7 protein-coding genes and 3 pseudogenes are annotated in these 13,376 nt (G+C 61.4%); 8 read left to right on the plus strand and 2 right to left on the minus strand.

From position 1 onward, the window contains the following. Positions 1-52: 52 nt before the first annotated feature. Positions 53-376, minus strand: a complete 324-nt coding sequence (locus ABIA42_RS01340) for a hypothetical protein (RefSeq protein ID WP_370115771.1) — start codon at positions 374-376, stop codon at positions 53-55. 988 nt (positions 377-1,364) lie between these two features. Between ABIA42_RS01340 and ABIA42_RS01345 the strand changes: the two are divergent. Further along, positions 1,365-2,508: pseudogene (locus ABIA42_RS01345) on the plus strand (TlpA disulfide reductase family protein). A 590-nt stretch (positions 2,509-3,098) separates the two neighbouring features. Beyond that, on the plus strand, positions 3,099-4,931 hold the full coding sequence (locus ABIA42_RS01350; RefSeq protein WP_370115769.1) for an ABC transporter ATP-binding protein: 1,833 nt from the start codon (positions 3,099-3,101) through the stop codon (positions 4,929-4,931). A gap of 692 nt (positions 4,932-5,623) precedes the next feature. On the opposite strand, the gene ABIA42_RS01355 is transcribed toward ABIA42_RS01350, so the two are convergent. Beyond that, positions 5,624-5,857, minus strand: coding sequence for a hypothetical protein (locus ABIA42_RS01355; RefSeq protein WP_148311848.1), 234 nt, complete (start codon positions 5,855-5,857; stop codon positions 5,624-5,626). A 667-nt stretch (positions 5,858-6,524) separates the two neighbouring features. Here ABIA42_RS01355 and ABIA42_RS01360 point away from each other — a divergent pair. The 6 genes and pseudogenes from ABIA42_RS01360 (at position 6,525) to istB (ending at position 13,293) form a co-directional block, all read left to right on the plus strand. Beyond that, entirely contained in the window at positions 6,525-7,868 is a 1,344-nt protein-coding gene (locus ABIA42_RS01360; RefSeq protein WP_370123675.1) for a M16 family metallopeptidase, read from the plus strand. Next, positions 7,865-9,229 (plus strand): pitrilysin family protein, encoded by a 1,365-nt coding sequence (locus tag ABIA42_RS01365; protein WP_038950801.1) that lies wholly within the window; start codon positions 7,865-7,867, stop codon positions 9,227-9,229. The genes ABIA42_RS01360 and ABIA42_RS01365 overlap by 4 nt, the downstream gene beginning before the upstream one ends. A gap of 141 nt (positions 9,230-9,370) precedes the next feature. Next, positions 9,371-9,777: pseudogene (arfB, locus tag ABIA42_RS01370) on the plus strand (alternative ribosome rescue aminoacyl-tRNA hydrolase ArfB); the annotation flags it as partial. Between the two features lie 597 nt (positions 9,778-10,374). After that, positions 10,375-10,770: pseudogene (locus ABIA42_RS01375) on the plus strand (porin); the annotation flags it as partial. A gap of 166 nt (positions 10,771-10,936) precedes the next feature. Next, the gene (gene istA, locus ABIA42_RS01380; RefSeq protein WP_080769320.1) at positions 10,937-12,487 is read left to right on the plus strand and encodes an IS21-like element ISBj11 family transposase; all 1,551 of its coding nucleotides are present in this window, start codon (positions 10,937-10,939) and stop codon (positions 12,485-12,487) included. Continuing rightward, positions 12,484-13,293, plus strand: a complete 810-nt coding sequence (gene istB, locus ABIA42_RS01385) for an IS21-like element ISBj11 family helper ATPase IstB (RefSeq protein WP_014497900.1) — start codon at positions 12,484-12,486, stop codon at positions 13,291-13,293. Before istA ends, istB begins: the two co-directional genes overlap by 4 nt. Positions 13,294-13,376: the final 83 nt, after the last annotated feature.

The following is a 13,376-nucleotide window of genomic DNA, read 5'->3' on the forward strand; positions in this document are numbered from 1 at the left end:
GATTGCAGCGACAGCCGTTCAGGCGAGATTAGAGTCGGCCTGCAGCACTGCATCATCGCAGGAAGCGCGTTTCAGCTGCCTCAATCTCGTCCATTCTCTGCAGTCTGAAGGGGTCCTCTATCGTTAAAATATCCTTGTGGACGTTCTGGACGCCGCCATCAGCGATGATACGGCGGAAGGTGTCCCTCAAGGCTGTGCTTGAGGCCCGGATCCGAAATTGCCATAACTCATCATCTGGACGTTCCGCAGCAAGGCTCGTAACCTTGGGAAATGTCTTGTCCTTGATGACAACGGAGCTGGCGCCGGTCCTTTCATACTCGCCAATGGCATGGATGACATTGATCGCATTGCCATAGCCTGTGTCGATGTCGGCCACATCGCATAGTGCAGGGTTTTCCGTCTACTTATTTCGATACCTGTCATCCGGCTGTGACACGATGGGTCTTGAAGGCCCGCAGCTTGCCAAAGATTTTCAAGCCGGCAAGGAAGTGCTGCGTGCCGCCAGCGGGTGGTGCCAGCCGGCCTCCCGGTCAGCAACCTGGAGGTGAACGCCTGTATAAGCCTTAGCTCCATCGAGGCGATCGGCGGCGTCTGTTTCGATACGAGGGAAACGGTTTTCGAATTGAAGGGGGCATCATGGACGCCTGGTACACGCGGCTGGACAGCAAACTAATCGAAGTACCAGTTTTTGGTGCAGGAACCGCTTGGAGCGATGGCGAGCACTCACAGTTTCAGAGCCTCCCTGATCCGCGGCACCGTCCGCAGGTTCAGGCGAATGGTTCCATCGTCATCGCCCAGAACACGTGTCCCGGTCAACGGGCTTCGGCTCGTTCGAGTCGAATCTAAATCGTCGCTCGCCTCTAATCCTGTTTGCTAGGGGACAGGGATTACCAAGTTTCCGTTCGGCGGCTCACAACATCAAATCAGTTATCTGGCGGCGCGAAGTGCGCAATTCTTGTCCAAATTCCGACACCGGCACAAAGCCCGTCGGGTTCAAAACACTGGTCGCCGTGAACTGCCGTTGAGCTGTTCATGCGCAATTAGGCGCTTAATGCGCGCAGACGATGCTGGCACGGACGTTGCTACTAAGGGTGCAGCAGTACTGAAAGTGCTGAGCCCACCCAGATGCGAGTCGAGCGATGCTCTCCTTCCTTGAATCGACGTGGCCTGCTCGTGAGAGGACGAGCTTGTTCCTTGTAACTTTGTGTGTCGGCGTGCTTAGCGCTGCGACACCGACATTCGCTACGGCTCTCGTTCGGCAGCCCGTCTACACCACGGCACCCCACTTCTCGGTCGCGGTCGCGATCGGAGATCAGCGAGCACAAAACGTCGCGCAGTCCCTGACAATAACTTTGGAGCGTAACATGACGCTGGGCTTAGAATCCCCAGCTCCCCCGATCAAGGTGGAGAACTGGCTGCGTGGTCAACCCCTCACGAGCTTCCAGCCCGGGAAAGTGTACATCGTCGAATTTTGGGCAACTTGGTGCGCATCGTGTGTGGCGGCGCTGTCCGATCTGGTACAGCTGCAAGAGAAATACAGAGATAGCGGAGTTGAGGTCCTCGGAATAGCAGCTGGTGAGCGCGCTCAAACAGCGGAAAAGGCCCGAAGCAAGTTGGACGCATGGTTGACCGAAAAGTTGCCGAATCTCAACTATCGGGTCGGGCTCGACTACACACGCGAAATGGACGAGCTTTGGATGGATTCCAGCTTTTTCTATCGGGATTTCCACTTCGTTCGTCGTCGACCGTGATGGCCACATCGCCTTTATCGGTTCCCCGACGCAACTCGAAGAGGTTTTGCCGAAGATTCTGACTGGCAGCTGGCGCATCAGCGATGAAGCGAAAGCCGCCGATGCTGAGCGGATCGCCAAGGGCGAACGCACAATGCCGATCTTCGTCAAACTGACGCCGGCGATGAAGGCGCAGGATTGGGCGAAGGCGCTTTCGGTGGTCGAAGAAGCCGTCGCTGTTCTGCCGGATGACGTGAACTTCCGCGTGCTCCAGGCGGATCTGTTGCTTCACAAAATGCGCGACTTGCAGGCCGGCCTGCCGGTGATGCGCCAATTGGTTCGTGACGCGATCAACAAAAAATCCGCGCTGTGGATGGCCGGGGCGATGCGCCAACTCTTTGATCCGGCGAATGACAACTCTCATTTGCCGCAGGCCGAGCGCTTTGCGATGGGCAATGAGTTATCCGGACACATTCTGGCAATAAATGCTCCGCAACGCGGCGACGCCCCTAAGTTCCTGTCCTATCCGGCGGTCGCTCAGTACTATTACGAGAGCGGCAACAAGGATCGCGCGAGCGAGTTGATCGAGGTGACGCTGAAGTCGCTGGACGGCCCCGCACCTATCCCGGACAACCTGAAACAGGAGGTTATGTCGGAATCGGTCCAAACGCTCGCCAACTACAAGGGTCAGAAGGCTTGCTATGGGTCTGTTTGTGCGACTCCGCAACCCGGAGTCTCGCAAAGTACCAAAGCGCAAGCGCCCGAGGAGAGAAGATGAAAAAGGGCGACGATCTGAGCTGCTCACTGGTTAATTCGTCCATTTATCCGGTGGGCCATCGGCAATTAACGATCAGCGAGCAGGGCGGTGGATCGTTTGTGGCACGTTGGAGGTTCGGATTGCTATGACCGCCCACCCGGATCGACGCCGAGGTGATCTTCCAGGTGAAGTCGCGCCGCGATCCGATAACGCAAAGTCTCTGGCGGCCATATGCTGAACACTTCCTTCATCGAAATGCACCTTTGCGTACAGCCATGGCCGAGGCCGGAGCTAGGTGGACACCTCCATGCTTCTGCAGGCGGGCAAAGATGAGTGACGCCGATCCCGCCTACCTGGCTCACACAAGCTCGGATCGCGCAAGCCTGGCTGTTGTCTCAAATCGATGCTCTCAGCTACGAGGAGCTCGCAAAGCGTGAGGCGCTTCGGCTAAGCGCTTACGCGACGAGTGGGTGAAATGGGTAGAAGATTTCGGCCGCAGCCCCCAGACTCCGGGCATTTATCGCATCCCTCGTACGGCGCGCCAAGCATTGGGCACATCGGGTCTGGATCGACCGTTTTTTACACCGCGTGCGCCACAAACCCCTAGCGCCATGACCAGTCAAGATGACAAACGACCCGCCGCAATCGGCTTGGTTCTCCCGTTTGCGTTGGAGCACTGGCTGAAGCAGCCAGTCCGTGCCGCGATCATCCTCGTTGGCTTCTTAGGGGCGACGGTCGCCGACCTGTTCATGCCGGTCTATTCCGGCCGTCTGGTGGATGCATTGACGTCGGGCCCCTCCGACCAAGCGGCGCGACATGCGGCACTGATTGCGTTCGCTGGTATCCTCGCCCTTGGTCTGCTCTCGATTATGTTGCGGTTTACGGGTTTGCAGGCGATCGTGCCGTTCACGCTGAAGACCATGTCGGATGTGGCCCGTGGGGCCTTCATGCGCGTGCAGCGCTTCTCAACCGACTGGCACGCTAACTCGTTCGCCGGCTCGACCGTGCGCAAGATCACCCGCGGCATGTGGGCGCTCGACCTGCTTAACAATTCGATCCTGATGGCGTTGTTGCCGTCGCTCGCGGTGCTCGTGGGCTCGACGATCCTGCTCGGCCTGCATTGGCCCGAGCTCGGCGCCGTGATCGGCCTCGGCGCAGTGATCTATGTTGCCATCACGACGGCATTGACGATCGGCTACATCGCGCCGGCGGCGCGGGTCTCCAACGCCTGGGACAGCAAAGTCAGCGGCACGCTAGCGGACGCGCTCACTTGCAATACTGTGGCGAAATCTTTCGGTGCTGAGGCGCGTGAGGATGCGCGGCTTGACGGTGTCGTCAGACGCTGGCGGGCGAGGGTGCAGCGCACCTGGCTGCGGTCCAACGGCACGAGTACGGTGCAGTTCGTGATGCTCTTGTGCTTTCGTGCTTCGGTGATCGGCGGCGCCATCCTGCTGTGGATAGCGGGGCGCGCCTCTCCGGGCGACGTCACCTATGTGTTGACAAGCTATTACATCATCCACGCCTATTTGCGCGAAGTAGGGATGCACATCAACAATCTGCAGCGCTCGGTGAACGACATGGAGGAACTGGTTGCCATCTATGGCGAGCCGATCGGAATTGTCGATGCCCCCGACGCCAAGCCGATCGACATTCACGGTGGGATGATCACGTTCGAGGACGTCACCTTCCGTTATGACAGCGATCGCGTGCCGCTCTACGACGGATTGTCGATCAACATCCGCGCCGGCGAGCGGATCGGTCTGGTGGGCCGCTCCGGCTCCGGCAAGACCACGTTCGTCAAGCTGCTTCAGCGGCTCTACGACGTCTCCGGCGGCCGGATCCTGATCGACGGGCAGGACATCGCGCTGGCCACGCAACGATCGTTGCGCAGCCAGATCGCGATCGTGGAGCAGGAGCCGATCCTGTTTCACCGCTCGCTGGCTGAAAACATCGCCTATGGCCGACCGGGCGCCAGCATGGCGGCGATCAAACAGGCGGCGAGGCTCGCCAATGCGCATGACTTCATCATACGATCGCCGAAGGGCTACGGCACACTGGTGGGTGAGCGCGGCGTAAATCTGTCGGGCGGCGAGCGGCAGCGCGTTGCGCTGGCGCGCGCGTTCCTTGCCGATGCGCCAGTGTTGATCCTGGACGAGGCGACGTCGAGCCTGGATTCGGAATCGGAAGCGCTGATCCAAGAAGCGATGGAACGGCTGATGAAGGACCGCACCTCGATCGTAATCGCGCACCGCCTGTCGACGGTGCGCGGCCTCGACCGCATCCTGGTGTTCGATCGCGGCGAGATCGTCGAGCAGGGCACGCATCCGGCACTCATCGTGCAACCCGGTGGCATCTATCGCAGTTTGTTCGAGCGGCAGGCCATCGAGTTCGGTCCGCTCTCGGCGGAAGGGGAGCCTAAAACACCGCTGGCCGCATCTCCGTAGCCCTAGAGCTATTTGGCCGTGCTGGAGGGACATGAGCATAGCCTGATAATCCCACATCCCTTTTGCAATGTGGTGACGGAGGCGCGCGTGAGCGTTGATGCAAAGGCGCATGAGGAGTTCTTCCGGACGTGGCTCGCAGATATGGTTGAGCCGGGCCGGCCGTTCGGCTTAAGCGAGGTCCGACGGCGACGGCAGCGGGATCACGGAGGGACGGCGGACGCTGCCGCAGGATGCGCGGGTGCGCGGCCAGGCGCGGCGGCTTGATGTGACCCTGGCTAGCCTCTGCCACCTGGTGTGGGGTAGGTGGTCGCGCGCAGCAGCGGCCGTGAGCAGGTGGTGTTCGCACGGTGCTGTTCGGCCGCATGCATGGCGGCGCCGGTGCCGCCGCACGATGGGCCTGTTCATCAACATTATGCCGCTTGGGCTCGATCTTGACCGCACCGCCGTCGAGGCAAGCCTGCACATCAGGACATGCTCGCCTGCCCGAGTTGGTCGCGCATGAGCATGCCCCACTGGCACTAGGAGTTCTTCAGTCAAGTTCGCATCTGGTTTCTGCCGAAGGCGCAGAGGACCCTAACGACTTCCGCCCAACGTGGTCAGAACAGGTAAGGGGGCGCTAGAAGTCGAATGTCGGCGGGTTTTGCCTATGGCAGAGAACCGCCGCGTCCGGAGGAAAGCCTTACGCGCTTTGCTCATTCGAGTGAGTTTTCAAATCCATGTCGAACATCTGGTGGGGACAGCTGCATCCTCTTCGGCAGGCGGACTAAGAACGATCGCACACCAAGAATCTCGAAGCGCCGGCGCCAATCGATTGTCTCAGCGGGATTAAATCCAGAATTACGCGAGAGCATGGGCGCCTGACCGACCGCATTCACAAATGCCGCCGCTTTTATCAGAAAAAGAAACATCGCGACGATTTTCGACACGTGAATGCTTGATGTCGCGCGCGGTGCAAAACTGTCCCCTCGACGTCACGAGGAATTGCCATCGCATGTTTAGTCTAGCGCATGAAAACTCGCGCGCTTGTGGCACTGCACGGGGACCTTGCACAAGCTCTCGGACTGGCGCTGATCGCGGCCACCCATGCACTCGATCATGCCATTCTAGAGTCTCCTGCTACACATAGTGGTCGGCACCAGTAACGCCAAGCGGGTCCGCAAAAGAGGGGTCCCTAGATAGCCACACCGTGTCTGATGTACGACGATGTGTAAAGATACGGACAGAGTGCTTCGGGTGACCACGCTGTAATTTAAACAGTTTCTTCTTTGGCACGACTGATGCTTTTGGGTTAGCCGCCGACGCGCCGGCCGATGGTATCCCCTGGAGCAAGCGCGATCTGTCGATTGATAGCCAAAAGCATGGAGCATCCTCTAGATGACTTCGATGATGACCTCATTCCTCATCCAGACCGAAATGCAATGTAGCTTGCAAAAAGCCGTCCCGATCCCGCAGCTGACGAACGATATTGATAATGATGCCGCGTCCAATCGGCCGCACGATCGGTCTTTCCTTTCGAAAATTCGACAGCGACTGCTGTCAATGCTGCCGACGTCCTCACCTCGAACGGTCGTTTGCGTTCTAGCACTGGTGCTGATGCGCGCCTTCTTAATAGATGGCGCCTCAGCCGAGACTCTTGCGAAGTCCATGCCCCTCACCAGCTTTACGCTTGGCAACGGCCTGCAGGTGGTCGTAATCCCTGACCATCGGACACCGGTGGTGACGCAGATGATCTGGTACAAAGTGGGCTCCGCAGATGAGGAGCCGGGCAAATCCGGGCTCGCCCATTTTCTCGAACACCTGATGTTTAAGGGCACGGAGAAGCACCCGCTCGGCGAATTCTCCCAAAACGTGTTTCGGGTCGGCGGCAACGATAACGCCTCGACCTCGGTCGACGGCACCAACTACTACCAGCGCGTGCCGAAGGAGCAGTTGCCGACCATGATGGAGTTCGAGGCCGATCGCATGACCGGCCTGATCCTCAAGAATGAGGACGTGCTGCCGGAACGCGACGTCGTGCTCGAAGAGTACAACATGCGGGTCGCCAACAGCCCCGGAGCGCGGTTGAACGAACAGATCGAGAGAGCGCTCTATCTCAATCACCCCTATGGACGGCCGATCATCGGTTGGCGGCAAGAGATCGAGAAGCTCGATCGCGAGGACGCGCTGGCCTTCTACCGCCGCTTCTACGCGCCGAACAACGCGATCCTGGTGATCGCCGGCGACGTGGAAGCCGCCGACATCCGTCCGCTGGTCGAGCGCAATTTCGGCGCCATTCCGGCCCAGCCCGCGATACCGGCGCGCCGCGTGCGCCCGCAGGAGCCCGAGCCCGCCGCCCCGCGCACCGTCACGCTGGCCGACCCGCTCGTGGAGCAGCCGAGCCTGTGCCGCTACTATCTGGCACCTTCCGCAACGACGGCCGCAGCCGGCGAGAGCGCAGCCCTCGACGTGCTGGCGCAGCTGATGGGCAGCGGCAGCAATTCCTATCTCTACCGCGCGCTCGTGGTCGACAAGCCGCTCGCGGTCTCCGCCAGCGCCAGCTATTCAAGCATCTCGCTCGATCCGACCCAGTTCGCAATCTCGGCCTCGCCGAAACCGGGCGTCAGCTTTGCCGATGTCGAGCAAGTGGTCGACGGCGTCATCGCCGACATCGCACAGAACCCGATCCGCGCCGAGGACCTGGAGCGGGTGAAGACCCAGCTCATTGCGGAAGCGATCTACGCCCAGGACGATCAGGCCGTGCTGGCGAGCTGGTATGGCGGCGCCCTGACCACAGGCCTGTCGATCGAGGACATCAGGAGTTGGCCGGACCGCATCCGCGCGGTCACCGCCGAACAGGTGCGCGCCGTCGCGCAGAAATGGCTCGAGAAGAAGCGTTCGGTGACGGGCTATCTGATCAAGGACACCAGTGCCGCCAAGCGCGAGGAGAAGCGTTCGTGACCTATCCCTTCCTTCGACGCGTTGCATTCTCGCTTGCCACCGGCGCCGCACTCGCGCTGGCTACGGTCTCGCCGTCACAGGCGGCCGCAAAGATCCAGCACCTGACTTCGCCGGGCGGCATCGAAGCCTGGTTCGTACAGGATGCGACCGTGCCGCTGATCGCCATGGAATATTCCTTTGCCGGCGGCTCGGCGCAGGATCCCAAGGACAAATCCGGCGTCGCCAATCTGGTCGGCGACCTCCTCGACGAGGGCTCCGGCGATCTCGACTCCAAGACCTTCCATGAGCGGCTCGACCGCCGCGCCATCGAGCTCTCCTTCAGCGCCACCCGCGATACGTTCCGCGGCAGCCTGCGGATGCTGCGCGACAACAAGGACGAGGCCTTCGACCTGCTCAGGAGCGCGCTGACCTCGCCGCATTTCGACACCGCCGACGTCGAGCGCATCCGCTCACAGGTGATCTCGGGCCTGCGCCGCGAGACCACCAATCCGTCGTCGCTGGCGAGCCGCAAATTCCTGGAGGTCGCGTTCGGCGACCATCCCTATGGCCGGCAGACCAATGGCACGCTGGACAGCGTGCCGACCCTCACGGTCGCCGATCTGAAGGATTATGTCGGCCGCGTGCTCGCCAAGGATGGGCTGAAGATCGCGGTGGTCGGCGACGTCGATCCCGAGACCCTCGGCAAGCTGCTCGACCACACTTTTGGCAGCCTGCCCGCAAAAGCCAAACTCACGCCGGTTCCCGACATCGAGGCGGCCAAGCCGCCACAGCGCGCCTTCGTTCCACTGGACGTGCCGCAGACCGTCATCACCTTCGGTGGCCCCGGCGTGAAGCGCAGCGATCCCAACTTCATGGCGGCCGATGTCGTCAACCACATCCTCGGCGGCGGCGGACTGTCGTCGCGGCTCTATCGCGAGGTGCGCGAGAAGCGTGGCCTCGCCTATTCGGTGTTCGAATCGCTGCTCTGGATGGAGCATTCGGCGGTCGTTATCGGCAATACCGGCACCCGCGCCGACCGTGCCGGCGACACCATCGACGCCATCGAGAAGGAGGTACGCCGCATCGCCGAGGAGGGCCCGACGCAGAAGGAGCTCGACGAGGCCAAGTCCTACCTCAAGGGCTCGCAGATGCTGGCGCTCGACACCTCCTCCAAGCTCGCCCAGGCGCTGCTGCAGTACCAGCAGGACAAGCTGCCGATCGACTATATCGAGAAGCGCAATGCCCTCGTCGATGCGGTGACGCTGGATGATGCCAAGGTCGCCGCCGAGCGGCTCTGGGGCCAGGGCCTGCTGACGGTCGTCGTCGGCCGCGCCCCGCAGGCCGCCGCGCAACCGGCGGCCACGTCGCCCAAGTCGAATTAGCAATTCGAACTAGCAGTCGAACTGACCGCTTCTTGCTTCCTGAAATGGCCGGGCCCGCCCCGGCCATTTGCATTTCCCATGACCGCCATTTGCCGAACGTGGACGTCCGCGATATGTCCGGACATCACGAACGGTGCCATCATGCTGCGGATATCCCTCGAACTCGTCATCGACGAGGACGACTCGAGATCGGCTTTGTCCGCGCCTCCGGCCCGGGCGGGCAGAACGTCAACAAGGTCTCGACCTCGGCCCAGCTGCGCTTCGACACGCGCAAGCTAACCTTGCCCGAGGATGCCGCGATCCGGCTCGCCCGCATCGCCGGCCAGCGCATGACCAAGGGCGGCGTCATCGTGATCCACGCCCAGCGCTTCCGCACCCAGGAGCGCAACCGCCAAGACGCCGTCGGCTGCCTCGTGGAAATCCTCAAAAAGGCCGTGGCGCGGCCGAGGCCGCGCCACGCGAAGCGGTCGACCTTCGCCTCCAAGCAGCGCCGTCTCGAAGGCAAGAGGCGCCGTAGTGACATCAAGGCAAAGCGCGGTCGCGGCTTCGTGGTTGCGCCAGCGTGTCTGCAGCAAACTGGGCTGTCGATTGCCGATCACGCCGCGGGGCCGACCCGACCTCGATATCGGTAAGATCCCGCCACTTGGTAGGTACCCATCGCACCGTGCTCTGTGGTCAAAAAACCCGATCCACGTGCAGATAGCGTCAGCTGGTAGTGATCGCGATCACCATGCTGGCGCCGCGAGTGGTGCGAAGAGCTCCGCAATAGGTCGCTCAGATCCAGGCCCACTCATCACCGCACTGGCGCTCTGCAATGCTGTCGCGCACAGCGAGTTTTCGAGTCACTCGTTGCGACTCTATGTACGGATCGGACGGTTGTGCCTCCAATTGATCACAGCTGTGAAGCCAACCCGCGTGTTTGTTTGTTTCGTACAAAGTTAGTGCGCCGTTCACGAGCTCGATCAGGCATTGTTTGGCGAGAGCGGAATCATCCGTATCGCGACGCTAGTCAGCTGGTCAATCGATCGGTGGCGTTCGAGGTGGCCCCGCAAGTCAAGGATGAATTGGGGGCGAAAGCAGTTGGTAGTCGTCGGAAAACGTCGAGCCGACTTCTTTTGAGTTGAGGCAACTTGGAGGTCTAATACATGATTAACGTGAGGAGCGTTCTTTTCGGCTCAACCGCCGGATTGATCGGCATGGGGACGGCTTAGGCGGCCGACCTACCAGTAAAGGCAAAAGCCGTCGAGTTTGTGAAGATTTGCTCCCTGTACGGCGCCGGGTTCTACTACATCCCGGGCACTGATACCTGCATCAAGTTGGGTGGTTACCTGCGTGCAGAAACGTCTCTCAGTGCGAGCGTATTTAACGGTAACTACAGTGGTGTTCAGGGTGCTCAGAACCGCCTGACGAACTACTACTTCACTAAGGCGCGCGAAGACTTCAACATCGATACGCGCACCGCGACCGAGTACGGCGTGGTCCGCACGTTCTTTGACGCGACGTTCAGTTGGACAACCGACGCATACTCGGGAAGTGGTACTACTGCCTGCCGCGCGGCGAACAGGATGGAAGTGGAGCGTCGACCATGATGAGAGGGCTACGCCGGGCTCGTGACGCAGGGAGGGCGTAGCCCGACCGGAGTTACGAGCCCGGCGTCGGCGCGATCCACAGCGGACCGCGCCGACTGGTGATCGCGGCCGGCTGGTTATGCAAGTGGTTCTTCCGCCAAGAGGAATCACTCGCGTGCCAGGCCGACACATTACCGATCACCAAATGAGGCTCTACATGAAGTACCGTCAGACCGATAGCCCACCCGTGGCCGCCGCCAAGGCTTCGTTCAGCACCTCGACCGCTTACCGGATCGAGAAGGATCGACGCCTTCCGTCGCAGAAGAAGGCTCCCCGCGGCCGTCGCCGGCCAGATCCCTTGGCCCGCGTATTTGAGACAGATATCGCGCCGATGCTGAAGGCCGCCCCCGGTGTGCGGCCGGTCACGATCTTCGAGGAGTTGCTCCGACGCCATCCCGAGCTCGGCGCCGGCATCCGTCGCACGCTGGAGCGCCGGATCCGGGCCTGGCGGGCGATCCACGGCGAGGAGCAGGAGGTCATCTTCCGCCAGACCCACGAACCCGGTCAGCGCGGCCTGTCCGACTTCACCGACATGGGCGAATTGGGTGTCACGATCGCGGGCGTACCGCTCGACCATCGTCTCTATCACTTCCGGCTGGCCTATTCCGGGTTTGAGCACGCCCATGTCGTGCTCGGCGGTGAGAGCTTCGTCGCTCTGGCCGAAGGCCTGCAGAATGCCTTGTGGTCACTCGGTGGGGCGCCACGGGAGCATCGCACCGACAGCCTGTCGGCCGCCTTTTGCAATCTCGACCGCGACGCCAAAGACGATCTGACGCGGCGATACGAAGACCTCTGTGCCCATTACGGCATGCGGCCTTCCCGCAACAATCGTGGCATCGCCCACGAGAACGGGGCGATCGAGAGTTCGCATGGTCATCTCAAGCGAGCGATCGGCGACGCGCTGTTGCTGCGTGGCACCGCCGACTTCGACGATCTAGCTGCCTATCGTGGCTTCATCGATGAGATCGCCAGCCGCCGCAATGCCCGCAACGCCAAGCGGATCGACAGTGAACGTAGCGCACTTCAGGATCTGCCGGACCGCCGCACGTCGGACTATGAAGAGGTGATCGTCCACGTGACGTCGTCCGGCGGCTTCACCTTGCGCAAGGTGTTCTACACGGTGCCGTCGCGCTTGATCGGCCATCGGCTGCGGGTGCGCCTGTATGACGATCACCTCGACGTGTTTGTCGGCGGCACGCATCTCCTCACCTTGCCGCGCGGGCGGCCGCATCCCAATGGCAAGCACGATCAGGTCGTCGATTATCGACACGTGATCCATTCCTTGCGGCGCAAGCCGATGGCGCTCCTCAACCTGGTCTACCGCGACCAGCTGTTCCCCCGGGAAGCTTACCGCCGAGCCTTCGACGTCTTGCGCAAACGCTTACCGGACAAGAAGGCCTGCCGGATCATGGTCGATCTCCTCGCACTCGCCCATGAGCGCGGTTGCGAGGCCGAACTCGCCAATCAGCTCACGGCTGACCTGAACGACGGCCGGCTGCCCGACCTCAACCGGCTACGTACTCACTTCGCCCCGGATCCCGCCCAGGTGCCGAACGTCGTGGTACGCCTCGCACCGCTCGCCACCTATGAATGCCTCATCGGTACCGCCGAGATCGGAGGCGCCGCATGAGCACAACCAACGTAGTCGACACCGCGCGCCTCAATCTGTTGCTCAACGAGCTGCGGCTGCCCGCCATCAAGGCGCTGTGGCCGCAATTTGCCGAGCAATCCGATATAGAAGGCTGGCCGGCGGCGCGCTTCCTCGCCACCATTGCCGAGCACGAGATCGCTGAGCGCGGCCGCCGCCGCATCGAGCGCCATCTCGTCGAGGCGCGGCTGCCTACCGGAAAGACCTTTGACAGCTTCGACTTCGAGGCCGTGCCGATGATCTCCAAGGCGCAAATGACCGCACTCGCCGCCGGCGACGGCTGGCTCGGCAAGGGCGCCAATCTGCTGCTGTTTGGTCCGCCCGGTGGAGGCAAGAGCCACTTGGCGGCAGCAATCGGCTTGGCCCTCATCGAGAACGGATGGCGCGTCCTGTTCACCCGCACCACCGATCTCGTGCAGAAGCTCCAGGTGGCTCGCCGCGAGCTCAACCTCGAGGGCGCCATCAACCGCCTCGATCGCTTCGATCTCGTCATCTTGGACGATCTTGCCTATGTCACCAAGGACCAGGCCGAGACCAGTGTGCTGTTCGAGCTCATCAGCGCACGCTACGAGCGACGCTCTTTGCTGATCACCGCCAATCAGCCCTTTGGAGAATGGAACAAGGTCTTTCCGGACCCAGCTATGACCCTCGCGGCGATCGATCGCCTTGTTCACCACGCCACCATCGTCGAGATGAACGTCGAGAGCTATCGCAGGCGGACTGCCCTCGAGCGAAAGCGTGGTCCAGGGCGGCCACCGGAGCACGCGACACAAAAAACGCTCGCTTGATTGACGCTCCGCGACAATCAAAGCAAACAAAACTCTTGCGCGCGACAATCATCGCGGCGATCATCATCGCGCCGCGACACTGA

Origin of the sequence: Bradyrhizobium sp. USDA 327 (assembly GCF_041262065.1) — a bacterium.
Classification (GTDB): domain Bacteria; phylum Pseudomonadota; class Alphaproteobacteria; order Rhizobiales; family Xanthobacteraceae; genus Bradyrhizobium; species Bradyrhizobium liaoningense.

Coding starts and splice junctions, on each gene's coding strand:
- ABIA42_RS01350 (WP_370115769.1), top strand. CDS start 3,099: ATGACCAGTCAAGATGACAAACGACCCGCCGCAATCGGCTTGGTTCTC.
- ABIA42_RS01360 (WP_370123675.1), top strand. CDS start 6,525: ATGCGCGCCTTCTTAATAGATGGCGCCTCAGCCGAGACTCTTGCGAAG.
- istA (WP_080769320.1), top strand. CDS start 10,937: ATGCAAGTGGTTCTTCCGCCAAGAGGAATCACTCGCGTGCCAGGCCGA.
- istB (WP_014497900.1), top strand. CDS start 12,484: ATGAGCACAACCAACGTAGTCGACACCGCGCGCCTCAATCTGTTGCTC.